Source organism: Ruegeria sp. HKCCA4633 (assembly GCF_013034605.1).
In the GTDB taxonomy this organism is placed as follows: domain Bacteria; phylum Pseudomonadota; class Alphaproteobacteria; order Rhodobacterales; family Rhodobacteraceae; genus Ruegeria.
The window spans coordinates 24,949-49,569 of sequence record NZ_WQGJ01000003.1 but is presented as its reverse complement, the minus strand read 5'-3'; the positions used below and the strand labels follow the sequence as shown (position 1 = coordinate 49,569).

Sequence of the window (24,621 nt, the reverse complement as noted above, 5' to 3'; positions counted from 1 at the left end):
AAATTCACGAGCCCGTGTCTCACAAGCGCGTCAGGGGGCGGCACGCCCTCTTGAAGCCTAATACATTGTTTTTGATGAATAAAGAGTGAAATGTTACAATCCGGCCCCGTTTCAAGGGCCGGATTTCCAGCGATATGCCGCTGATTGTTACAGCAGATCTGGTGGTGTGGCGGCGTGCGAAAGCTCATTTGTTACAACATCAAGCGGTTGAACCTGCGTCTGTTTTTCACCCAGACGCCGGACGCTGACGGTGCGTTCTTCAACTTCGCGGTGACCAACGGCCAGAATCACCGGCACTTTGCCAACCGAGTGCTCGCGGACCTTGTAGTTGATCTTCTCGTTGCGAATATCTGCTTCGGCCCGCACCCCGGCGGCGCGCAGGGTCTCAACAACCTCGGCAACATAGGCGTCGGCCTCGGACGTGATCGAGGCGACCACGACCTGACGCGGGGCCAGCCAGAAGGGCAGCTTGCCTGCGTGTTCCTCGATCAGTATGCCGATGAAACGTTCGAACGAACCCAAAGTTGCCCGGTGCAACATCACAGGGCGGTGTTTGCCGCCGTCGGCTCCGATATAAGTCGCATCCAAACGTTCAGGCAGAACAAAGTCCACCTGGTGCGTTCCGCACTGCCAGTCACGGCCAATTGCATCGGTCAGAACAAATTCAAGCTTCGGGCCGTAGAACGCGCCTTCACCGGGGTTGAGTTCCGGTTCGATCCCCGCCGCACGGGTCGCGCTGAGCAGGGCAGCTTCGGCCTTGTCCCAAACCTCTTCCGATCCAGAGCGCTTTTCGGGCCTATCCGAAAATTTGACCGAGAAGTTTTCGAACCCGAGGTCTTTGTAGATTTCGGAAAGGAAGCGAATGAATTCGGCAGTTTCGGATTCAATCTGATCTTCGGTGCAGAAGATGTGACCATCATCCTGCGTAAAGCCGCGCACGCGCATGATACCGTGCAGGGCACCCGAGGGCTCATAACGGTTGCATGATCCGAATTCTGCCATCCGCAGAGGCAGGTCACGATAGGATTTCAAACCCTGATTGAAAATCTGCACGTGACACGGACAGTTCATCGGTTTCAGGGCATTGATAGCCTTTTCACGCGCATGTTCTTCGTCCACTTCGACGATGAACATGTTTTCCTGATATTTGTCCCAGTGACCCGAGGCTTCCCACAGTTTGCGGTCAACGACCTGAGGGGTGTTGACCTCGACATAGCCGCCCTTGCGTTGCTGGCGGCGCATGTAGTCCTGCAATTGCGTGTAGATGGTCCAACCGTTGGGATGCCAGAAAATCTGCCCGGGGGCCTCTTCCTGCATGTGGAACAGGTCCATTTCACGACCAAGCTTGCGGTGGTCGCGTTTGGCAGCCTCTTCCAACATGTGCAGGTGGGCTTTTAGCTTTTCTTTGCCGGTGAAGGCCACGCCATAGATGCGCTGCAACATCGCGCGGTCACTGTCGCCACGCCAATAGGCACCAGCGATGGACATCAGCTTGAACGCGTCGCCCGGCACTTGACCGGTGTGCTGCAGGTGTGGACCTCGGCAGAGATCCTGCCAGTGACCATGCCAGTACATGCGCAGCGGTTCGTCGCCCGGGATGGATTCGATCAATTCGACCTTATAAGGCTCATTATTGGCCTTATAAAATTCGATCGCGCGGTCACGGTCCCAAACCTCGGTGGTCACGGGGTCGCGCTTGTTGATGATCTCTTTCATCTTTTTCTCGATCAGGCCGAGATCTTCGGGCGTGAACGGCTCGGTCCGGTCAAAATCATAGTACCAGCCATTTTCGATGACAGGGCCGATGGTGACTTTGGTGGCTGGCCAGATTTCCTGAACGGCGCGCGCCATGATATGCGCCAGATCGTGGCGGATCAGCTCATTGGCCTGATCTTCATCCTTCATGGTGTGGATTGCGATCTGCGCGTCGGCTTCGATGGGCCATTGCAGGTCCCAGTGCTGGCCGTCAACGGTGGCCGAGATAGCCTTTTTGGCCAGCGAGGTCGAGATATCGGCGGCCACCTGCGCGGGCGTGATACCTGCGTCATAAGATCGTGCATTGCCATCGGGGAAGGTGAGTGAGACGGATTTTGAATCCAAGGCCATGGTTCGGCTCTCCTCGTCGGTTTGGCGCCCACTGAACGCCCGGTTGCGGGTATCGCCATTTAAGATTTTGAAAACAGTAATTTTTTATGACGTCTCGGTGTCACTCGTCACTGTTTTGTGGCTTTTGGCGACGATAAAGTCACGAGGCGTCTCATATAGCGATTGTCAGAGCGGTGCAATCACTGTCCTGCACCGTATGGCCCGCCATCCTGTAAGTCGCCGAACACCCCCCACGCCTTGTGGCATGCGCCCTCGAACGCCACATCGTCCTCGGGAATGCTGTCCTTGAAATTGGGGTAGGCCATTCGGTCGCCCAAGTTCATCAGCACGGTCACGAGGTGGTTGCGTGGAATGAACGCCCGGAAACGATAGTCGCCGCTCGGTGTTTCGATCACCTCGCCGTCCATACCATAATCGCGCAGAAGTTCGGCGTCCTGAGCGCGGCGGAACCGCAGACAGACGCGAGAACCGATGTTCGGCCCGCTGGTTTTGCCGTACTCATCCTTTGCAACGGCAGAGAAAAAGCCCGAACCCTCGGGCGTCGAGAATGCTACCCACATCTGCAGGTCCTCCTAATTTTTTGGAAAAGGGCGGCTTTTCTATCAAATACGACATAGGGTCGTCAACTCGAGGCGGCTTACGTGCGCGGGCGCATGGCCTGTAGGCACAAACCCAAACCTCTAAACCCGGCAGTAGCTACGTGATGGTTGGAGACTATTCGTCGTCATCCAGTCTTGACTCAATCACCTTCTGTTGAGCCAATCTCTCTGGAAGGCGGTCGCTGATGTCTTTGAGCCGCTGTGTTGGATTGACGCTCATGCCTACAGTTCCGCTGTGGGTGTGTGTGATGCTTACGCCATCAGCGCGTCCGAAGGCTCGGTCCTGAGCTAAGGCCAACAAAGCGATTTGTTCTTTGCCAGAGAGTTTTCCCGATACAAATTCGCCGTTCCCATCTATGCGATTGAAGAGCTCATCCATCGACAAAAGATCGTTCATGCGTTTCACAGCGATCTCGCCGTTCGACTGGATCAACTTTCTTGTCTCGGGGTCCAGCTTGGGTCGCCCGCCGGGATTGCCAGAATGACCGGGCTTAAAAAGAGGTGTTGGCACAGTGGACTCCTCTGTTCTCAGAAAGTGAAGGCGCCAAGTGATAAGTGTCTATTTTACATAGCATAATGGATGCCAAATTACGATCATTTGCGCATTCGATAGACGCGCCAGGCAAGGTCGTACAGGTGCCCGCATTTATGTCTCTCTCTCAAATGTCCTAGGGATACTGTACAAATGCATTCAGGATTAGCGAAGCCGTAGCTTCCGCCATCGTGGGCTGAACTGTTGTTCGCCACTTATTTTTCGTAGACGCTAAGGTAAGTGAGGCAGATTAATGTGTAACCTCTATTCGAATACGACACCGGCAGATGCGATGCGCCAGCTATTCGACGTCGCTGTAGAAAAAGACAGGCTCGGAAACGCGGAACCGCTTCCAGCAATCTACCCAAAGCACATGGCGCCCATTGTCAGGAAGGACCAAGACGGGGCGCGTGAACTCGTGTCTCTGTCCTGGGGGTTTCGAACGACCAAGAAATCAAAAAAGACTGGCGCCATCTTGCAACCTCATGCCTGGAACAATGCGCGTGACGACAAGGTCCTGAAGAGCGGGCTGTGGAAGAACAGTTTCGTAGAGCGCCGTTGTCTCGTACCTGCAAGCTCGTTTTGCGAGGCGCAAGGGCGCAATCCAGCGACATACCACTGGTTCGCGCTCAAAGGATCCGGGGCTCGCCCACCATTTGCGTTTGCCGGGATGTGGCAAGTATCGCGATACGAAGGCAAAGAAGGGCGAGAAGAGGTTCCAGCGTATACTGTGATAACCACCTCAGCGAATGACATTGTGCGTCCGATACATCCGCAGAGAATGCCAGTCATACTCTGTCCTAGTGATTATGAGGCCTGGTTAAGTGGCAGCGCCGCGGAGGCCTTTGAACTGCTAAAGCCCTATGCCTCAGATGAGATGGATATCGTCAGATCGGGCGAAGGAGAAAAGTCTGACACTAGTCTTTGAACGGTACGGTGTTTGAGAGAGTTCCGATCAATGAATGTCCGCTTACGATCTCAACTCGGACATCCGACGATTATTGTCAGATGTCTGCATCAAGCCCAAAGCGGTCAATTGGCAGAACAGTATCCTATCCGAAAATCGACTCTAAGCTTCTGGGTCGCTCGAAGTTTTTTCGAGTTCAGCGAGTTCCTCCCAAACGCCTTCAGGGATGGACCACTCTGCCCATTCCATTGCCTGTTGAACATGCTGAGGCCATGTCACTCCGCAAACGGTCGAAATGATGTCGTCATTTTTCAAAGAGTGTTGCAACGCGACCGCCCCGACTGGGACATCGTAGTGCCCGCATACCTCTTCAACGGCACGAATTGGCGCAAGTACTTCATCACCTGCAGGACGATAGACATAAAAGCGATGGATCGCGCTTCCTCGGGCAAGTGCACCTCCGGAATAAGGTGCTGCGTTCAATATCGAAACGCCTCGTGATTTCGCGAGTTCTATCAGAGGTGCCGCGTTGTCGTTTACCAGCGTATGCCGGTTGTGTGTCAGGACCACGTCAAAATCCCAACCCTCCAAAATTGGCATCATCAAGTCGATACGTCCCGCTGCGATTCCGACCGCCCTGGCCAGACCTTCCTCCTTGATACGGAACAACTCTTCAATCGCGCCACCTGGTCCTTTGACCTCAGATAGATCATTTGCATATTCGACATCATGGACGTGGAGTATGTCGACGCTGTCGACGCTTAGGGCCGAAAGACTTTCCTCGAATGACCTACGTGCCTGAGAAGCATCAAAGGCACCGGTTTCCATATCCCGGTCGACTTTGGTGGAAAGCACCCGCCCTTCTGGCCAACCGCCAAGCTCACGAATGACTTTTCCTATGCGCTCTTCACTTCGTCCCATGGCATAGCAACGGGATGTGTCCAGGAACGCATTTGGCTGCGAAAGAATTGCCCGAATTGTATCAATCGCGCGGTCTTCATCAACCTCATACCCGTAGATTTCCGGGATACTTCCTAACCCCGTCGATCCAAACCCGATGCGGGGAACCCTAATCCCTGTCTTACCAATTTCGCGTAGCTCCGCCATGCCAACCTCCCAATTGGTTCCGGACATTCACGGATGTTGCGCGAGCAGTTTATTGAAAACAAGTCAGGCTTGTCGCTGGACTTACTCTCTGGCCTCAACGCAATTGTTCAAACCGCAAATTCACCAAGCTTTTTCACGAATGGTAGAAGTGTCCACAATGCAGACATTCACTGAATTCTGCTTAACAGCCAGCTGAGCGCGGCACTGCGAAACGTCTCGGGGCTTTAGTCGAATGCTCTATGGATGTTCCTGTCACTCGTCCACAACACGAAACTCACCAGAAGGCGCGTCAGTTGGTGGTTCTTCGAACTCATTGGAAATCAGACCACGACGGATGAGTTCTCGAATGGCGGCCGCTCTGGATGGCAGTCTGTTCTCGAACCGCCAATCATCAATGGCTTTGAGCTCTTCGAGGTCGAGCATCAGTTGCAGTTTTTCCGTGCGCTTGGGTGGTCGATTTGAATCAGACACTGGCATGACCTCAGTAGCTTACGTCAGTTACTCCAAGCATGTATGCCAATGGGCCTGCGTGTCTACATCAATCTTGGCATGTTGTGCCGGATACCCAGGATCATGAAGCGCCCCATGATGTGTCGGATACCTATATTAAGTATATGATTTTATTTGACTTTTTTTGAATCGCCCTTAGGTTTTACTCCGCAAGCAACGAAACGGAGTGAAAATGATACAGCAAGTTTTGAAGTCTGAAGTTCAGGAAGAAACCAACGACACAGGCATCGACAAAAACGCATGGATCGCCAACGCGGTGACGGAAGTGCTGGCCGATACCATGGTTCTGATGGTGAAAACGCAAGGCACACACTGGAATGTCGTGGGCCCACTATTCCTGCCGATCCATGAGCTGACAGAGCGTCAGTATCGCGACCTGTTCGAAGCTGCGGATGAACTGGCCGAGCGTGTGCGTGCGTTGGGTCAGGTGGCGCCGATCTCGTTCACGGACATGGTTAGCCAAGCCAAGCTGGCCGAAGAAGAGACCGTTAAAGATGCAGAAGGCATGATCAAACAATTGGTCGCAGACCACGAAGCAATTGCCCGGAACCTGCGTGAGACTGCCGCGACCGCAGCCCGTTATGGCGATGGGGCTACGGAGGATCTGATGAACGCCAGGATGGCGAAGCATGAGGAAGCGGTCTGGATGCTCAAGGCAATTGTTGCGGCCTAATGGATGGCTCCCCCGATCTGAATCACCGTTTGAGAAGAAAGGAAAAATGATGACACGTGTTGGGTACGAGAAAAAGGCACAGCTGCAACTGGACAGTTGGAACGCCCAGATTGATGTTCTCGAAGCCAAGCTGAAGGTGGCTGAAGCGGATGCCAAACTCGAGCTCGAGGAACAGCTCAGCAAGCTCTACAAGGCAAGATCTGACGCAGAGGCTCAACTGAATGATTTGAAGTCGACTAGCGACGAGGCCTGGGAAGATGTCAAAAAGGGCTACGAGGCTGCATGGAGCGATATGCAGAGTGCTTTGAAAAAAGCGGCCGACCGGTTCTCGTAGACCTGGGTTTGTGAACAAAGCTTGTGTCGTAAATGGGGACCGGAATGCAAACACCTAGAGAATTAGTGAGGTACTTTCGCGGGTTCCTAACTATCCCTGCCGCCATTAGTCTTTCAGGGCTTTTGGTGGCTGGGATTGTCTTCAAGACGGAGCAAGCGCTCGCGAGTTGGGGTTGGTCCGCTTCCGATTGGCTGAGCGTTTCTAATCGTACTGCGAGCGATGTACTAAGCGCAATCTCGGCAGCATCCATGTCCGCGTTGGTCATGGTCTATTCCATTGTTTTGCTGGTCTACACCTTAGCAGCCGGATCAATTGGGCCCAGGCTCTTGCAGCGCTTTGGCGAAGACAGGGTAAATCAGATTGCAGTTGGCTCACTTGGAGCGACGTTTTTATACAGCTTATTGATCTTGTGGCTGATACGCGATGACACATCCGTCAATTTGGCCGTTGCGATTGGAATAGTCTATTCGATCATCTCAGTTCTTTTGCTGTTGCTCTTCGTTCATACAGTATCAACGCGAGTAACCATTGATCAGGAGGCGGCGCGGATTTCTGAAGCCTTAGATCGCCAAGTGAGCACCGCAATCGAAAACAGTGCAGATATTTCATCTTCAGAGGCAGTCCCTGAGGAGGGAGACAAGCGCCAAGTCTCGGCCGCGGGCACTGGATATGTGAATTCGATCAATACCGAAGGTCTGGTGAGTGCGGCCAAGGAGGCAGGAGCAGTCGTCGTTTTTGATGTGCAGCCAGGTGACTTCATGGTTCCAACGGACACTTTGGCCAATGTTTATGGTGATAGTGACGAGAGCCTGAATGATCTGGTGCAAGCGGCAGCTCCGTTGATCCCCGCGCGAGATCCTAATGGAGATATCCGCTTTTCTGTCCACCTCCTCGTTGAAATCGCACTTCGGGCTTTGTCGCCGGGTGTAAATGACACGTTTACCGCAATTGTGTGCATCGACCGTCTATCAGCATCTCTGGCTCGAGCGTGGTCATCCAAGCTCTGCACGGGTGTGTATCGGGATGACGACGGAAACGTGCGGGTGATTTACCCATCCATCACGGCTGAGGCACTGTTTCACGACTCGATGCCGGCACTGAGACGCGCTGCCAGGGGCAATGGGCTCGTAACGGCCGCCCTTGTTCGAGCTTTGGTGCGCATCGCGGAGGCAGCTCAAGAAGAAGATTTGCGGGCTGTTGTAGATGAACTATCTGCGGTCAGAGATGAGACCCGAGAAAGCGATATGCTTGAGCGCGATGTTGATAAGTTTTGCGGCCAAGTCGAAACCGCACTTGAACGAGTTTAGTCAACCGTCCTGGACCTTTGTAGTCCAGTTCGGCTGGGGGATGGTTAGTGAGTGGGCCATCCCCCAACTTATAGAAAAGTGCTCTTCCATCGGTCTTAGTTACATTTCATCGAAAGGTAGTCAGTGAGTGGCGAAACCAAACGGCTACTTTGGCCTGACTGCACTTATCGAAACTCTGTGTTCCATTGCTCTGGCGAGGCAATCTTGTAGCATTTGTTTTGAGAGATATAGCGCCGAACCCGAAGGCACTTGGAGCAATAGTTCAGCTGTGTTCAGCCAAGAAAGCCAGGGCATCCCTCTCAAATCGTGGCCATTCCGGGTCGTTGTCCGGGATGGTATGGTTCGAGCTTTCGTAGGCGATGAATTTCGCGTTGGGTAATCCCTTTGCAAACAATCGTCCTTGTTCGACCGGTTGCATCCTGTCACTGGTCCCATGACAAACAAGGCATGGCACCTCGACCTTGGACAATATCGGTGAGATATCGATGTTATCAATCACGCCGCGATACCGCCCCATGTTTTCGGGTGAAATCATCTTGCGCATATCTTCGGCATATTGCCGCCGTTCTTCTTGGCTCGCGCCCGGCACGATGATTTGCGCCATTAAATCACGCAGAGACGGATAATCATCGTCCCACCCGGCAGTCATCATTTGCTTAATTGCGTTGGCGCGTTCCACATCTTTTTGTGACGTTCTTTTTGCCCTGCCAATGGGGAACCCACCTATCATTACGATCGCAGACACGCGGTCAGGTCGGCGCGCTGCGAAGGCAGCTGCCACTGCGGACCCCTGTGATATCGCAAGGATCGGCGCGCGCTTGATACCCGCTGCGTCGAAAACGGTTTCCAAGTCATCAACGAACCGTTCGAACGTGCATGTTTCGGCGTTCCAGTCAGATAGACCGTTGAGCCTGGCATCAAAACGGACCAAACGATGTCGTTGAGCGATGGAAGTGTAAATTGGAGCTTTCCCCGGGTTGCGCCAGTCAAGCTCCAAGTGTCCAATCCAACTTGGCGCCTTTACGACCGGAGGACCGTCTCCAACTGAGCTCCAGGCCAGACTAATGTTGTCGTCAGTTTTGCAAAAACGAATTTCCTGTGTTTTGGCGAAGTTAGCGCGCGATTTGGACACATGTTCATCGGTGAAGTTGATCGACAACACTTCGATCGGCTGTGCAATACCTTTGAACGTGTGTAGCCCTTCTCGGTGCAAACGTTTGGCATAATCCGCTCCGGCAAGATCACAAAGTACCTTTGAGGCCAGAATACCCCCGGGTTCAGCTGCTGATTGGAGCCGCGCAGCGATGTTGACTCCATCTCCGAAGATATCGTCGCCATCGACGGTGACGTCGCCGACGTGCAAACCCGCTCTCAGCTGGATACGTTCCGGAACCAGATATTGATGGTCCGGATCTCTTAGTTCGGTTTGAATCGCAATTGCCGCTTCTAAAGCGTTCCCTGCTGACGGAAATTCAATCAATGCTCCATCGCCCAACAGCTTGACCACCCTGCCAGATTTTTGTTCAACGATCGGCGTAACCAAATCGCGGTACAAGGTGTTCAGTGTTTTGAGAAGTAGCTTGGAGCCGCCCTGCATCATCCGACTGAAGCCGACGACATCCAGAGACATGATTGCAACAAGGCGACGTTGGCTCATAGTTATTTCTCGCAAGTTGGCTCGAAGACACTACCACTTTAACAGATTGTTAGAACCGGCAACTTGCCTAATACCTGTGAACGTGCGGTGGAAAGATCGGTAGCTAAGGTCTCGAATTGTCGGAAGACGTGTGGAGGCGATTGTTCAAAAGGTATGCCTATCCGTTTTCGTGGAGAACGGCGGGTTTGTCCGCAGAGCAGTCACTCGGTGAAATTTGCTAAGCGTCCGCTTCGAGCCCGAAGCTGCCTTTCTCCAAGCAATATCGCGCGCCAGCTTAGAGAGGGCCGAAATGCGCGAGATAAGCAGCTGCAAGTCCGATTATTCCTCAATTACTTTGTTGAGGCCCTCAGAGTCCAGAAGCCCGAAGCGACCATAGCTAGTTTCAATGAGTCCTCTCTGCGCCAGTGCGTTCAAGTGAATGGACGCCTTCGAACGAGCGATGTTCGCCAAGTTTGAAAGGTCTTGTTGGCTGACCCTGATTTCATTCGCGGTTCCTGATCCTTGTATATTGCCGCGTTGTCCGCTCAGGCGCAGAAGCGTGGCGGCAATGCGCTGTCTTGGCCTTGTGAGTGTTAGATCGTTGGCGGCAGACATCGCCAGCAGTTGGTTCATTGAAGCCAGGAGGGCAAAAGCTTGCCAAAGTTCGGGTCGTTCGTCTGCAAGGCGGCGAAACGGTGAATAGGCAATACGCACAGCCTTCGTTGGCTCAGTCGCTTTCACTTCGATCAACCCGTCAACGCCGTTAATAAGTTCCGACTCTCCAAACCATGCACCTGCGTGGTAGATGTGAGCGAGGACAGGCTCGGTTTCTATGAACGCAACGCGAATCTGGACTTGTCCTCCCACGATGGACCACAGCCATTTCTGGGGACCACCAAGCGCATAAAGTGTGTCTCCGACGTCAAAGGTTTGAAACTCAGTTAGCCGCTTGAGTTTGTTGATCGATTCTTTCGAAACGCCGCTCAGCCAACGCGCCGCAAAAACGTCTGCTTCCATTTTCATGCCAATTGTCCCCCTCGGGACAGTATTATGCATCACAGGTCGTTAGCGTCGTCAAAACATTATTGATTTTGTGAAGCCTTGAGGGACGCGTCCCAGTTGTAAATCGCATTTTAGCAACGAAAGCGAATGGAAGTTTGCATGAAACAGACAATTACAACAACACTCGCAATTCTTCTTGGGTCATCCGCGATTGCTCAGGAAACACCCTTTCTCGCTCTGCCGTCCGAAAGCGCGACCTATTCACCCTACACCGAAGACGATTTCCCTGATCAAGTCTACTTCGGAGACACACATCTGCATACGGCACTATCGGCAGATGCAGGTCTTGCACTTGCGTCGCTGACGCCGGACGACGCCTACCGTTTTGCCAAGGGCGAAAAAGTGGTTTCTTCTCTTGGTGTTCCAGCTCGGCTCAAGCGCCCTTTGGATTGGCTTGTCGTTACGGATCACGCGGAAAACCTCGGACTGCCAGTTGCTCTCGAAACCAACGATCCGATCATGCTGAAGAATGCATGGGGTCGCGAAATGGTAGACGTCTACGCCCCCAAAACGATGGACTCGACACGCGCTGCCTATGTGAAGTGGTTTGAGCCAGTCGCAACGCCGGGAGCGCCTGATCCGATGGCAGGCACTGGGCTGGCTGAAAGCTATTGGGGCATGGCGACGTCAGCGGCGGAACAACACAATCAGCCCGGTTTGTTCACGGCCATGATCGGCTTTGAATGGACCTCCGCACCAGGTGGAAACAACCTGCATCGCAACGTCATCTTCCGCGACGGCAAGGACAAAGCGGATCAGATCGTGCCGCTGTCCTCTTTTGACACGGTCGATCCCGAAGACCTCTGGGACTGGATGCAGGCATACGAGGATACAACCGGCGGCAGGCTCCTCGCAATTCCTCACAACGGCAATCTTTCCAACGGCCTGATGTTCGACGACGTAACACTGTCAGGCGAGCCATTGACAGCAGAATACGCCGAGCGCCGCCAAAGATGGGAACCCATCTACGAGGTCACACAGATGAAAGGCGATGGTGAGACGCATCCGATGCTATCGCCGGATGACGGCTTTGCTGACTACGAGAAATGGGATACAGGCAGCTTTGGACCTGAGCGAAAAACACCGGAAATGCTGCCGCGCGAATATGCCCGCGAAACATTCAAGCGGGGCATCGCCTATGAAGCTGAGCTTGGCGTGAACCCATTCAAGTTTGGGATCATTGGCTCGACCGACAGCCACACAGGCTTGTCCACCGCACAAGAAGACAACTACTTCGGCAAGGTGTCAGCGTTTGAGCCCAGCAATGATCCCATTCGTTTTGCTGAGCCCATCGTCGGTATGCTGACCCCTGAAGACCCAACCGACGATATTGTCAGTTCGCAGGCGTCCGCTGCAGGTATTGCAGCCGTCTGGGCGACCGAAAATACGCGGGAAGGCATCTGGGACGCACTAAAAAGGCGTGAAGTTTACGCCACGACCGGCTCGCGCCTCCGGGTACGCGTCTTCGGCGGATATGATTTTGAAGAATCTGACCTTCCTCGATCAGACTTCGCGGCGCACGGCTACTTAAATGGTGTTCCCATGGGTGGTGAACTGGGTAGTGGGGACGGTCGTGCGCCGCGATTGCTCATTCGGGCACTGCGTGATCCGGATGGCGCCAATCTTGACCGGGTGCAGGTTGTGAAAGGCTGGCTCAACGCTGACGGAACGACAAGCGAACAGGTATTCGATGTCGCTTGCGGAGGGCGTGCATTGCTCGATAGCGGATGCGATGGCGCTGTTGGAAACACAGTGGACACGGAAAACGCAACTTGGACCAATGACATCGGTCAGGCGATCCTGTCTGCATTTTGGGAAGACCCCGACTTCGACCCCGCCCAATCCGCATTCTACTACGTTCGCGCCATCGAGATACCGACGCCACGCTGGACGACCTATGACAGCGTCATCTTTGGCGTGGATATTCCGGAAGGCACTCCGCTTCATATTCAGGAGCGGGCTTACACTTCGCCGATTTGGTACACACCGAGCTAAGGATCCAAAAATGAAAACGTTTTTTCTGTCCGCTTCGATTACTCTTTTGGTCTCAGTAGCGTCAGCGCAAGACAGTTTCGTTTCTGACAATGCTGAAGGTGTTCTGCAGGGACCTGCTTATTCCCCATATGCAAACCGAGGTTTTCCGACCAATGTCTACTTTGGCGATACGCATGTGCACACGGCCTTGTCCGGCGACGCGGGGGGTGCTGGGACGCGCTTGATGCCGAGGGATGCCTACCGCTTTGCGCGCGGTGAGCAGGTGACGTCGAACACCGGGCAGCCAGTGCAGCTTTCCCGACCGCTTGATTTTTACATGATTACCGATCACTCGGATGCAATGGGCGCAATCGCGGACGTCATTAAGGGCGCGCCGCATGTTCTCGCTGACGAACAAGGGCGAATGTTCCACGAGGGATTCAATTCACCCGATCCAAGGACACGCGTCGACACTGCACGCATGATGACGCGCACATTTGGTTCTGGCGAATTGTCAGAAGCGTTGAACTACCAACCGGGCAATCCAGCTTTCGCAGACGTCTGGCAAAGCATTGTCGAAGCTTCGGAAGAGTTCAACAACCCCGGAATATTCACCACATTCGCAGCATACGAGTGGACCTCTTTCGAAGCCGGAAGAACGCTTCATCGCAACGTGATCTTCCGAGATGGCCCAGAACGAACGTTGCAAATCGTGCCGTACACAACCACGCCTCCTATTGGGTCGAACGATCCCCGCGAACTGTGGAAGTGGCTTGAAAACTACGAAAGTAAAACTGGAGGTCGCGTTCTCGCCATTCCTCACAACGGGAACATATCAAATGGCTGGATGTTTCCGCTCAGAGACGACTTTGCAGGTGGTGAACCGTTGGATCAGGCTTACGCCGAAACCCGGCAAAAGTGGGAGCGTATCTACGAAACGACCCAGTTCAAAGGGGATGGCGAAACGCATCCAATGTTGTCTCCTGATGACGAGTTCGCAGATTTTGAAACATGGGACTTTGGAACAGGCGACGCCACTGAACGCAAAACTCCCGACATGCTTCCGGGCGACTACACCCGATCCGGCCTGAAACGCGGCTTGCTGTTGGAAGCCGAACTCGGTGCGAACCCATTCAAATACGGATTGGTCGGAGCGACAGACACGCATACTGGCCTGACGGCTTACGAAGAAGAGAACTTCTTTGGGAAGTTTCCGGCAGAAGAACCTTCTGCTGAACGATTTGAAGGCGTCGGAGCAAGATTTCCGGACGGTTCACCTGCTGTTCTTGGCTCGATGTTTCAAGCGTCCGGCCTGACAGCAGTTTGGGCAACAGAGAACAGTCGCAAAGCGATTTGGGACGGCATGCATCGTCGCGAAACATATGCCACGACGGGACCTCGCATGCGCGTGCGCCTCTTTGGCGGATGGGACTTTGACGAAATCGACGCACAGCGCCGCAACCTTGCTCAGATCGGCTACTCGAAAGGTGTGGCAATGGGTTCTGACCTGCGGCCGGGAGACGGGCCTCCGTCCTTCCTTGTCTACGCACTGCGAGACCCGATGGGCGCGAACCTTGATCGCATCCAGATTGTCAAAGGCTGGCTCGATGCAAATGGTGAACAGCGAGAGAAGGTGTATGATGTCGCTTGGTCTGATGGACGCGTACCCGGCGCGGACGGTAAACTGCCTGTCGTTGGCAACACGGTTGATCTGAGCATTCCCTCATGGACAAACACCATCGGATCACCAGAACTTGGAACAGTCTGGGAAGACCCTGATTTTGATCCCTCGCTTTCTGCCTTTTACTACGCCCGCGTTATAGAAATCCCCACGCCGCGCTGGACAGCCTATGACGCCGTTCGGTTCGACATCGACATGCCCTCTGATGTGCCGCTGATCACGCAAGAACGCGCCTATACATCGCCGATTTGGTACACGCCAAACTGAGAGGGAAAAGGTTCATGAGAAAAACTGCATTAATCTTGGTTGTTTGCCTGAGTGCCGCTGTTGCAAGCGCGGAAAACAAAGTGACGAGCAAAGCGAAAGACGCCGTCGAACCAAACTGCACTGTAAGCAAAGCAGCAAAGGGCGCGGCTATGAAAGCCACTGTTGGTGTGGGCAACCGCTGCGGAGCGGTTGAAACTGCGCGCGACGTGACTGGTGTGGACGGCAAAGCCAAAGACGCAAAGAAGAAGGTCTCAGATTGAACTCTTACTGTCGCTTCTTTGCCTTCACGCTTTCCGTTTTGGGGGCATCATTTACCGCTGCAAAAGTTCACGCGGTAGAAGGCGGATCTGGCGCCTACTTTCTAGGGACCCGAGACACGCTAGCGGGCATAGTCCCACCGCCGGGAACATATCTGTCTTTCACATATGATCGGTTGGACGGTAACGTGGATGGGCTCAGCGTGGGTGGCTTACCCATTCGCGCCAACGCGTCAGTGGATCTGAACCTTTATCGCGTGGGCTGGACCCAGTCGTTTGATTCACAGCTTTGGGGTGGCCAACCGGCGTTCAACCTCACCATACCATTTCCTGACGTAGGTCTTTCATACACGGCAGTCAGCCCTCCCATCGAAGGTGCACAAATTGACGACAGTACATCCGGCGTTGGTGATCTAAGCGTGACCGGCCTTCTTGGTTGGAACGAAGGTAACTTGTACTACAGTGCCGCATTTACGGTCTATGCGCCAACAGGTGAGTACAACACTGCGAGTATCGATGTTCAGTCCAGAAGTGTTGAAGCTGTGTCTGTCGGCAAGAATGTTTGGTCGTTCCAACCAACTGTTGCAGCTACATATTTAAATCCCGAAACAGGTTTCGAGGTGTCGGGAGCCGCCAGTTTACTTTTCAGCACCAAGAACGACGACACGGACTACCAGACTGCCCCAGCCGTCCAGCTTGAAGCTGCAATCGTGCAACGCATTCGTTCTGGATGGGGTTTCGGCGTCACAGGGTATGCCTATCAACAACTCGATGACGACAGCGGAGACGGCGCAGATTTTACTAAAGCCTTTCTCGGGACAAACAGTCTGAAAGCGCGTGTGTACGGAGCGGGTCCAATGATTGTCTATAGTGGAGGCCAGCTCTTTGGCGGGGACGTCAGTTTGAAAGCCAAATACGTTACCGAATTCGGCGCAAAACGGCGTTTGGAAAGCGATGTTTTCACATTAGCAATTTCGTTGGCATTCTGAAGAGGTGCGTGCGCCTTTTGGCTTTTAAAGCCATCTAGCCAATGGCTGTTTTGTCCGCATAGCGGTCGTTCGCTGAATTTTGCTGAGTGTCCGCACCGAGCCCTTCCCGACCGATGCAGCTTTTGTCACGAACGGGCAGAATGCCGACCTTACGGACCTTCGCTGCGGGCACGAGAAGTCAGAGTTCGCAGAAACCAAGGCGGTCAAGATGGGCGGCAAGCGGGAGTTCGCTGCGGATAGCATGGAGGTCTCCTTTCCCATCGATTGCTCCCCGCGAAGGGCTCGCCGGTTCATGCATCTCTTCGGCATTACCATTGGCGACCGAGGTTCCAAGAGATTGCGGTAGTCGAGAAGTCGCAGCGGGGTCAGGCTAATCTGCAGGCGCTCCGGCAATTTGGGCCTCTTGTGCCTCCTTATTGCGCCAATCTTTCGGGGATATGCCGAAGTTCCGCGTGAAGGCTCGGGTGAGTGCCGATGTTTCGGACAAGCCGACCAATTGGGCGATCTCCTTGATCGAATGATCAGATGTGGTGAGCAGTTCGGAGGCCTTTTCCATCCGCAGCCGGTTGATCACCTTGGACGCCGTTGTTCCGTAGGAGGACAAGCGCTTGTTCAGCACCTTGGTGGTGATGCTGCACATCCGGGCGGCCTCGCTCACCGTCAGCGCCGGATCGGACAGCCTTGATCGCACGAGAATTTCGAAGCCTTCGAGGTAGTCCAGGGGCACATCGACCTGAACCGGTTCTTCGATATCATTGTCGTGGTTCACGAGGAGTTCGGGGTTGATTGGAAGCGACAGCCAGGCCGCCGGAAAGCGGATGGAGAATCCCCTGTTGTTGCACTTGATGCCCCGCACGCCATGAAACTGCTCCGGCAGCAGGGTCGGATCGCAGAGGCGCAGAACAACCTGGGTTGGATCCCATCGGAAATCGAGAACACGGTGCAGCAGGGAGATCCAGATCCCGACGAGAAAGGCGTCCGAATGGCCCGGCGACACCTCGGGTTCGAAATTGCGACTGGTGGTGAAGTAGGCGTGTTCCTCCTCGATCAGGAGCCGGAAGGACACCGCGTTGCTTTCCTTCGAGACGATCTGGGTGAACCGGGTGAAGAAATCGCCAAGGGTCACCGACTGGCCGAGGAGCGCCCCACGCGGCAGGAACTTCAACAGGTCTGTCTGTTGTCCCGCCAAGGCGCAGATATCCGGCCGGGTGATGTCGGCGATGGAGGCCAGCGCCGCATAGACCGTGTCATGCGGGATGAACTCGGCCGGGTTCAGGACCTGTTCCTCGCTCAATCCATGCAGCCCGAGCGCAAAGGCCGGATCCGCATCGAGCCGCCGCATCATCGCTACGACGGGGCCGAGGACCGTAGCACGTACGAGGGACAAACCGTCCTTTTGTTCTCCTTGCGGCATCCACATCACCCTTTCGCTCTCCGACACGCTACGGGCGCGGGCGCCTGACGGCCAAGCAGAAATTGGCTGAAATTGACCGGATCGGGTCAGAAAAATGCACCACGGGATCAGCGGGTCAAAAGAATCTCGGGGCACATGTGCATAGTGGGAGGATCGGTCCGCAGGAAGACCGACCCCTGGGAGGACACCGAATGACAACACTCAACCTGAAGGCGTTGCTGCCGGCCATGTCAATGGCAATTGCGCTCACGACGCCTGCCATTGCGCAGGATATCCCCAACATTCCCTCGGAGGTCACGCTGTTCAAGAACGTGATGGTCTTCGACGGGGTGAATGACGGCTTGAAAGATGTCGACGTGCTCGTCGTCAAGAACAAGATTCACAAGATTGCAGAGGACATTCCCGAATCCGGCACGTGGGAAGTCGAAGTTCGAACGGGCGGAAGCAAGCGCCTGCCCGATCCTGTTGGCGGTATCGACGGCTATTCTTTCACCATCCAGACCGAACGCGGTATCGAGACCAAAGAGGTCGAGGTCAATGTGATCGACGGCGGCGGACGCACCTTGATGCCGGGACTGATCGACAGCCATGTGCATGTGAATATGTACAAGGATGGCACGATCCCGGGCCTTCAGGACACGACATGGGAGGAGATCGGCGCACGTTCTGCGGCCTTTGCGCAGGAAATGCTGGCGATGGGCTTCACAACCGTGCGCGACATGTGCGGTGCACATGGTGGACTTCGTGCGGTAATCGACGAGGGTTCGCTTCCGGGCCCGCGGATATACTCGTCCGGCGCCTGCCTCAGCCAGACCGGTGGTCATGGCGACTGGGGGATCGCCGGGCAACGCAAGAACGAAAGCAATCTTGAACGGCTGGAGATCACGCGGCTTGTCGACGGCCCTGCCGAAGTGCTCCACGGCGCGCGGCGGAACTTTGCGCTTGGGGCCAACTACCTCAAGATCATGGTCAGTGGTGGTGTGACCTCCATCAAGGACCCGATCTACCAGTCCGCCTTTACAGACGAAGAAATCGCCGCTGCCGTCGAGGTGGCCGGGGACATGGATTCCTATGTCGCCATGCATGTCTTCATGGATAGCGACCTGTCGCGCGCGCTCGATCTCGGGGTCAAAGTGGTGGATCACGGCCTGACCATAACGGAACCGACGATGCAGAAGCTGGTAGAGAAGGAAGCGTTCTTCTCGCCCAACCTGACCGCGTTGGCGCCCGAGGCGCTTGAGCATCCGATGCACCAGGACCCGACCTTCCCGCCGACGGCGAAGTTCCTCTGGTTGCGGAAAAACAGCGAGCAGTTGTTTGATCTGGTGCGGAAGTACAAGCCGAAGATGGTGTTCGATTCCGACTACGTGCTGCTGACCGGTGTGCCGTACCGGCAGTCGATGGACTTCACCAAGGCTTTCATGGCGCGTGAGTTCGGCAACCTCTGGGCCTTGCAGATGATGACCTCGAATGGCGGCGAACTGGCCGCACTGACGGGACGCGGAAACCCCTATCCCGAAGGCAAGCTCGGCGTGATCGAGGAAGGTGCCTATGCCGATATCCTCATCGTTGACGGAAACCCGCTCGAAGACATCACTGCCATCGGCGCTGTCGATACATGGTTCGATGCCGAGCCACGCGGGCAGGACGTGCCGAGCATTCGCGTCATCATGAAGGACGGCAAGTTCTACAAGAACACGTTGAACTGAACTTTCGGCGGGGCGCTGGCTCCGCCGTTAACATTGCGGAAGGGCAAACTTATGAAGCATCTTTTCAAGTCCACATTACTGGCGGGCGTGGTGTCGCTCGCTGCCGGCATGTCCTCTGCGCAGGACGAAGCGCTGCCGCAGACCCTGTTCACCAATGTCCATGTTTTTGACGGCGTGAACGAGGCGCGGATCGAAAACGCCAGCGTTCTGGTCGAAGGCAACCTGATCAAGGAAATTTCGACGGACGGGATCGAAGCGCCCAACGCAACCATGATTGACGGCGGCGGGCGCACGCTCATGCCGGGGATGCATGACCAGCACGTGCATTTGCTGGTGTTCAACCCGCTCAGTGACGGGTTGCGCCAGAACATCACGCCCTTCCATCTTGGTGGCGTTGCAACGATCCGGTCCGAGCGCATCCTGATGAACGGGTTCACGACGGTTCGTGACCTCGGCGGACCGGCAAAGTCCATCGCGCGGATCATCGATACCGGTATGTTCCCCGGCCCGAGGATCTATTCCTCGGAGGCCTTCATCACGCAGACATCGGGCCATGCCGATTTCCGCAAGCTGAACGACCGGCATCCAACCCTGTCGGGGCAAGGCCCATCGCATTGGGTCGACACGGACATGAGCTTCATCGCGGATGGCCCGGAGCAGATCCGCATGGCGGTGCGCGAGAACCTGCGGCGCGGGGCAACCCAGATCAAGGTCATGGTCAGCGGTGGGGTCACGTCCGAGTTCGACCCGCTGCATTCGCTTCAGTACCAGGCGGACGAGATCCAGATGGCGGTCAAGACCGCCGAGCAATGGGGCACCTACGTCACCTGCCACGTGTTCACCGAGCAGGCGATCCGCAACTGTATCGACAACGGTGCAAAGACCGTTGAGCACATCCCGTTCCTGACCAAGGAGGCCGCCGAGATCATGGTCGAAAAGCAGATCATGTTCGCGACGGCGGTAGCCCCGGTCTACTCGGTGACGACCGAACAGGCGGAAGCCTTCTACACGCCAGCCTCGTTCGCCAAATGGAAGAGTGTCCGTGACGCCGCCGCCAACATGATCGAGGTGATCCAGACGACACCGGGCATGATCGACCTCTACACTCTGGGCACCGATCTCATCAACAACTGGGACCAGACGCTTGAGCAGGACAAGAAGATGAACGACGAGTTCAAATACCTGCACGAGGCCAAGTTCAAACCCTTCGACATTCTGCGCATGGCCACATCGAACGGCGCCCGCATGAACCGGCTTACGGGCTTGAACAATCCGTATCAAGACGGCCCGCTCGGCGTGGTCGAGGAAGGCGCTTACGCGGATCTCCTGCTGGTCGATGGCAACCCGCTCGAAGACATCCTTCTTCTGGCCGATCCTGATCCCAACCTGAAGGTCATCATGAAGGACGGCGTGATCTACAAGAACACGCTGGACTGAGGAGAGCGCGGGGCGGTCTCCCTCGTCCGCCCCGCGTTTTTTTGCCCGACGCAATCATCCCGGAAGGACTGACCGTGAAACACCTCACTCTTGCCACTCTCATGGCCCTCTGCAGTTCGATGGCGGTTGCTCAGGAGTGCGACGTCGCGCTTCTCAACGGCCGCGTCATGGACCCGGAAACCAATCTTGATGCCGTGCGCAATGTCTGCGTGACCGGCGACAGGATCACCGCGATCACCGAAGATGCCTTGACGGGCAAGCGCGAGATCGACGTTTCCGGGCATGTAGTCGCGCCGGGATTCATCAACACCCATTCGCATTCCTTTGGCGGCTTCGATCAGAAGATGATGGCCCATGATGGCACGACGACGATCCTCGATACCGAGAGCGGCGTGGCGGATGCCGACCTGTTCTACGACAAGTACGAGGGCAATTCCTTTCTCAACTTCGGTTCCGGGATGGGGCACGAGGAGATCCGGCGTGTCGTGATGGATGGGGTTTCAGTCGAGCTGGCATCCGATCCGACCTACATCCTCAAGTCACGCGGTGCAGCCGAGGAAGAAGACGGACATGCCAGCTGGGCGCTGGATATTCCGACTGCGGATCAGCTCGTCGAAGTCATGACCATGTATGAAAAGGGTCTTCGCGCCGGGGCGATCACCGTCAACACGACGGTGGGATACATGGGATACAACACCTATCCGAAGGAGATTTTCGCGCTTCAGAAAATGGCGAAGAAGTATGACCGCTTCTTTGGCGCCCATACCCGTTTCGGTCCGACCGAGAGCCTGCCGCTCTACTATTCCCTGGGCGCAAACGAGGTGATCGCAAACGCCGTTGCGCTCGACGGGGCCCTGATCCTTTCCCACATCCAGAACCAGGGGTGGGAAGAAATCTACGAGCTTGCGCGCCGCCTGCAAATGCGCGGAATGACCATCTTCGCGGAATACTACCCGGCCATCACCGGCAATCCGAACATCGCGACACCGCAACTGCTGCCGGACAAGATCGAGGCGAACAATATCGTTCCGACCCGCGATATCTTCGATACCAGCACCGGCGAACTCTACGAGTCCGACGAGGAGTTCTTCCGGCAGCAGAAGGAGGATCCGAGCAAGCCGATTTTCATCACAGTCCGCCCCGAAGCAGACCTGGAGCGCTGGATCCACATGAAGGATATTGCGATCGCCAACGACATCGTCGGCTTCACCGTCGATGGCGAACCGCTGCCGATCGAGGCCGATTTCACGGAGTACGGGGGGCACCCGCGCAATGCCGGCACCTATGGCATCGTGTTCCGCGAGGCCCGTGAACAGGGCATCGCGCTGATGGAGATGGTGAACAACGCCTCCTACATTCCCGCGAAGTACTTTTCCAAGGTGGGCCTGAAGGCGATGCAGGAACGCGGCCGGATGCAGGAAGGCATGATCGCGGATATCACGATCTTCGACCCCGACACGATCACCGAAACATCATCGATGAAGAAGGGCATGAACGGCTCCTTCACCAAGGGAATCCCCTACGTTCTGGTGAGCGGGCAGGTCATTATCGACGACGGTGTCGCTAATATCGACCTGCGGCCCGGGCAGCCGATCCGTTACCCGGTCATCGAAGGGGGCGAGATCGATCTGGACCTCGGGGACAAGGAATTCACCTGGCACGCCGACATCGAAACGCCAGAGGATGAGCATTCCGAGTTCCCGCTCCGCCCTGCCGAGCTGGAACACTCCATTCCCGGAGCTCCGGGGCATTGAACCCACAAGAACGGTCAGGGCAGCCATGCTGTACTGACCACAACATCGAAGCAATTCCGGGTGGCAAGATGAACAGGATCCTTCTTTCGACAGCCCTTTGCGTCTCTGCGACAGTTGCAGCGGCGCAGGACACAAAAGACATGCGCACCTTCCTGTTTATCGGCGCATCCAACAGCGCCGCCTGGGAGATGCAGATCGCCAATCCCGGGGACCGCGCGGCCTCGGTGAAGGGTGGGATCGAGGCGCTCGGCGGCGAGCTTTTGAGCTACTATTGGGGGCTTGGGAACGGGAAGAACTACATCACCGTCGCCCTGCCGGACGACCCCACCTTCATCCAGGCCTTCTATGTCAGCCGTCTCGGTGACGGGTTGCTGGAGGATTACCAGATGATCGAGTTGATGAGCAGCGCCGACATGGCCGAAGCCCTCGCCCGTGTGCCGGAGATCAAGGCGCAGGACGATCTCAAGTAACCGGACTGCACACTCGGGACGATCCAGAAGGGAACATCAAATGAACTTCAGCCCTGTGTGTGTCGGCGGAGTCGTATTATGCAAATAGTTGCCATTGGCCTGCTGTCCGCCTTCTTTCTCTTCGCCAGTTCGATCAAGATCCTTGGCTGGCAGAAGCTCATCTTCGAAACGCAACTGGCGATGTTCGTCAAATACGGGCTGAACCGTCAGATCATGGCGCTTGTCGGTGGTGTCGAGCTTTTCGGGGCGGTGGCGATCTGGTTTCAAGGCAGCTTGCTCGGGCCGCTCGGGGCCGCTGCCCTTCTGGGCACGTCGCTTGGCGCAATCGGTTGTCATCTGATCTGGGACACTTGGAAAGACGGTATGCCTGCCATGATCACGGCTACGCTTTCGGCCTTCGTCCTCTGGACGGGCCGGGATGTCGTACTGGCGATACTTGCATGAGCGGGCCGAAGAAGAATCAAGAGCAACAAGAGAGACCTCATATGGGACAGGCAAGGCTTCTCGGTACGGTCATCGTCGCTGGCTTCTGGTTATCAACCGGAGCCTTGGCGCAGGAAAGCCGGCCAACGTCCGCCCTGGAGGCCGCCGCAGCGGTCTCGCTCGGTGGCCCGGCATCCACGCAGGCCCAACTGGAACAAGACCGAGTGCGGCGGTTGCAGGACTCTCGCTGGCCGGGGCTGGATGCGGCATTGGACCCCTTGGAGGCATCGCGGCAACGCTTTGCCGAACGCACCGGCCTGAACCTCTCCTTCGACTACCAGGCCTATTACCAGTCCGCGACCGAGAGCCTGACCGATATCGACGAGGCCGCCTTGGGCCAGGCGCGCATTCTGGGCCAGTGGTCGCTGCTCAATCGCGGCGGCGAAAATCCCGGGCAATTGGTCTTCACATTGGAGAACCGCCATCTGCTCGGCACGGACATCGCGCCAAGCGGGCTTGCCGGGGAAATCGGCTATGCGGGCGTCACCGCAACGACATTCAGTGACACCGACACGACCCTCTCCGTCGCCTACTGGTCCCAGACGCTCGCTGGCGGGAAGGCCGGTTTCGTGGCCGGCCGGATCGATCCGGGAGACTACTCGGACATCCTCGGCTACGTGAACCCACGCACGACTTTCTCCAATTTCTCGATCCTGTTCAGCCCGGTCCTGCCGATCCCCGATCCCGGCTTCGGCATTGCGGGGGGCGGTTTCCTGACCGACCAGATCTATGCCCTCGGTGTCCTGTCGGATGCAAACGGCTCGCTGACCGATGTCGAGTGGTTTCCCGGTGGCCCCGAGTTCTACAAATACGCCGAGATCGGATGGACGCCCGAACGCTCGAAGCGCTTTCTAACCAACGTTCACCTCGGGGTATTTCACGTCGATGAACGCACCGAGGCAGGCGTGCCGGAGAGCTACGGGGCGATCCTGTCTGCCAACCACACGATCAACGAGGAATTCATGATCTACGGACGCCTCGGCTGGTCGGAGGGTGAGGCGCCGATCGCCCGACGCGCAGCCAACGCTGGACTTCTATGGCGGCCGGGCCTCTATGACGACCTCTTTGGGTTTGGCGCGACCGTTGCGGACCCGGTAGATGAAACGCTCGACACCCAGACCACAATGGAGGCCTTCTATCGGTTGGACCTGTCGGACAATGTCGCCCTGACGGCGGACGTCCAGCACATGATCAACCCGGGCTTCAACGATCAGGACACGACCGTTTTCGGCTTGAGGCTGCGGATCAATCTTTGACCTGAGTAGCGGCGGATAGAATGCCGTCTGGTTGGGAGTGTCGTGCCTGCGCCGGAACGGCCCATGCAGCCATCGCGGCCAAGGAGGCGACCCCTTGGATGATTGGCATTGCGTCAGGCGAAAGTCTTGACGGCAGAACAACCGTCGAATTTGGCTT

The 24,621-nt window shown here is 55.9% G+C and carries 22 protein-coding genes; 14 read left to right on the top strand and 8 right to left on the bottom strand.

All coding sequences use genetic code 11. The features are described from left to right. Window positions 1-147 precede the first annotated feature (147 nt). The 3 genes from thrS to GOV85_RS09575 form a co-directional block, all read right to left on the bottom strand. Window positions 148-2,106 (bottom strand): threonine--tRNA ligase, encoded by a 1,959-nt coding sequence (gene thrS / locus GOV85_RS09585; RefSeq protein WP_171177390.1) that lies wholly within the window; start codon window positions 2,104-2,106, stop codon window positions 148-150. Between the two features lie 179 nt (window positions 2,107-2,285). Beyond that, window positions 2,286-2,666, bottom strand: coding sequence for a hypothetical protein (locus tag GOV85_RS09580; RefSeq protein WP_171177388.1), 381 nt, complete (start codon window positions 2,664-2,666; stop codon window positions 2,286-2,288). 154 nt (window positions 2,667-2,820) lie between these two features. Next, window positions 2,821-3,102, bottom strand: coding sequence for a hypothetical protein (locus GOV85_RS09575; protein WP_171177385.1), 282 nt, complete (start codon window positions 3,100-3,102; stop codon window positions 2,821-2,823). A 388-nt stretch (window positions 3,103-3,490) separates the two neighbouring features. Between GOV85_RS09575 and GOV85_RS09570 the strand changes: the two genes are divergently transcribed. Then, window positions 3,491-4,165: an SOS response-associated peptidase gene (locus GOV85_RS09570; RefSeq protein ID WP_171177383.1), complete on the top strand. Its 675-nt coding sequence runs from the start codon at window positions 3,491-3,493 to the stop codon at window positions 4,163-4,165. Window positions 4,166-4,306: 141 nt separating this feature from the next. Here GOV85_RS09570 and GOV85_RS09565 read toward each other — a convergent pair whose 3' ends face one another. Continuing rightward, on the bottom strand, window positions 4,307-5,251 hold the full coding sequence (locus GOV85_RS09565) for an aldo/keto reductase (protein ID WP_171177382.1): 945 nt from the start codon (window positions 5,249-5,251) through the stop codon (window positions 4,307-4,309). 252 nt (window positions 5,252-5,503) lie between these two features. Beyond that, window positions 5,504-5,674, bottom strand: a complete 171-nt coding sequence (locus GOV85_RS09560; protein ID WP_170791963.1) for a hypothetical protein — start codon at window positions 5,672-5,674, stop codon at window positions 5,504-5,506. A gap of 259 nt (window positions 5,675-5,933) precedes the next feature. Between GOV85_RS09560 and GOV85_RS09555 the strand changes: the two genes are divergently transcribed. From GOV85_RS09555 to GOV85_RS09545, 3 genes are read left to right on the top strand one after another with little or no spacing between them, the layout of a single operon-like run. Then, window positions 5,934-6,434, top strand: coding sequence for a Dps family protein (locus GOV85_RS09555; protein ID WP_171177380.1), 501 nt, complete (start codon window positions 5,934-5,936; stop codon window positions 6,432-6,434). 46 nt (window positions 6,435-6,480) lie between these two features. Further along, complete coding sequence (locus GOV85_RS09550; RefSeq protein ID WP_171177378.1) at window positions 6,481-6,768, top strand: coiled coil domain-containing protein; 288 nt, start codon at window positions 6,481-6,483, stop codon at window positions 6,766-6,768. 32 nt (window positions 6,769-6,800) lie between these two features. Then, entirely contained in the window at window positions 6,801-8,075 is a 1,275-nt protein-coding gene (locus GOV85_RS09545) for a DUF2254 family protein (RefSeq protein ID WP_171239119.1), read from the top strand. Window positions 8,076-8,337: 262 nt separating this feature from the next. Here GOV85_RS09545 and GOV85_RS09540 read toward each other — a convergent pair whose 3' ends face one another. Together GOV85_RS09540 and GOV85_RS09535 are read right to left on the bottom strand one after the other, a co-directional pair. Continuing rightward, on the bottom strand, window positions 8,338-9,732 hold the full coding sequence (locus tag GOV85_RS09540; protein WP_171177374.1) for an alpha/beta fold hydrolase: 1,395 nt from the start codon (window positions 9,730-9,732) through the stop codon (window positions 8,338-8,340). Window positions 9,733-10,050: 318 nt separating this feature from the next. Next, entirely contained in the window at window positions 10,051-10,734 is a 684-nt protein-coding gene (locus GOV85_RS09535) for a Crp/Fnr family transcriptional regulator (RefSeq protein WP_171177371.1), read from the bottom strand. Between the two features lie 138 nt (window positions 10,735-10,872). On the opposite strand from GOV85_RS09535, the gene GOV85_RS09530 reads away from it, so the two are divergent. From GOV85_RS09530 to GOV85_RS09520, 4 genes are all read left to right on the top strand, one after another. Beyond that, window positions 10,873-12,768 (top strand): DUF3604 domain-containing protein, encoded by a 1,896-nt coding sequence (locus tag GOV85_RS09530; RefSeq protein WP_217352196.1) that lies wholly within the window; start codon window positions 10,873-10,875, stop codon window positions 12,766-12,768. Window positions 12,769-12,778: 10 nt separating this feature from the next. After that, window positions 12,779-14,695, top strand: coding sequence for a DUF3604 domain-containing protein (locus tag GOV85_RS09525; protein ID WP_171177367.1), 1,917 nt, complete (start codon window positions 12,779-12,781; stop codon window positions 14,693-14,695). A gap of 80 nt (window positions 14,696-14,775) precedes the next feature. Then, entirely contained in the window at window positions 14,776-14,955 is a 180-nt protein-coding gene (locus GOV85_RS21430; RefSeq protein ID WP_171239118.1) for a hypothetical protein, read from the top strand. 185 nt (window positions 14,956-15,140) lie between these two features. After that, the gene (locus GOV85_RS09520) at window positions 15,141-15,941 is read left to right on the top strand and encodes a transporter (protein WP_171177365.1); all 801 of its coding nucleotides are present in this window, start codon (window positions 15,141-15,143) and stop codon (window positions 15,939-15,941) included. A gap of 370 nt (window positions 15,942-16,311) precedes the next feature. On the opposite strand, the gene GOV85_RS09515 is transcribed toward GOV85_RS09520, so the two are convergent. Continuing rightward, window positions 16,312-17,355 (bottom strand): AraC family transcriptional regulator, encoded by a 1,044-nt coding sequence (locus tag GOV85_RS09515; protein ID WP_170357385.1) that lies wholly within the window; start codon window positions 17,353-17,355, stop codon window positions 16,312-16,314. 191 nt (window positions 17,356-17,546) lie between these two features. Between GOV85_RS09515 and GOV85_RS09510 the strand changes: the two genes are divergently transcribed. From GOV85_RS09510 to GOV85_RS09485, 6 genes are all read left to right on the top strand, one after another. Further along, on the top strand, window positions 17,547-19,064 hold the full coding sequence (locus GOV85_RS09510) for an amidohydrolase family protein (RefSeq protein ID WP_170343540.1): 1,518 nt from the start codon (window positions 17,547-17,549) through the stop codon (window positions 19,062-19,064). 51 nt (window positions 19,065-19,115) lie between these two features. After that, on the top strand, window positions 19,116-20,501 hold the full coding sequence (locus GOV85_RS09505; protein WP_170342821.1) for an amidohydrolase family protein: 1,386 nt from the start codon (window positions 19,116-19,118) through the stop codon (window positions 20,499-20,501). Between the two features lie 41 nt (window positions 20,502-20,542). After that, window positions 20,543-22,255 carry a hypothetical protein gene (locus GOV85_RS09500; protein WP_171177363.1) on the top strand — a complete coding sequence of 571 codons (1,713 nt, stop codon included), beginning with the start codon at window positions 20,543-20,545 and terminating at the stop codon, window positions 22,253-22,255. 68 nt (window positions 22,256-22,323) lie between these two features. Further along, window positions 22,324-22,725, top strand: a complete 402-nt coding sequence (locus GOV85_RS09495; RefSeq protein ID WP_170364433.1) for a hypothetical protein — start codon at window positions 22,324-22,326, stop codon at window positions 22,723-22,725. A gap of 78 nt (window positions 22,726-22,803) precedes the next feature. Next, window positions 22,804-23,169 (top strand): DoxX family protein, encoded by a 366-nt coding sequence (locus tag GOV85_RS09490; protein WP_171177361.1) that lies wholly within the window; start codon window positions 22,804-22,806, stop codon window positions 23,167-23,169. Next, complete coding sequence (locus GOV85_RS09485; protein ID WP_171177359.1) at window positions 23,166-24,464, top strand: carbohydrate porin; 1,299 nt, start codon at window positions 23,166-23,168, stop codon at window positions 24,462-24,464. The genes GOV85_RS09490 and GOV85_RS09485 overlap by 4 nt, the downstream gene beginning before the upstream one ends. Window positions 24,465-24,621: the final 157 nt, after the last annotated feature.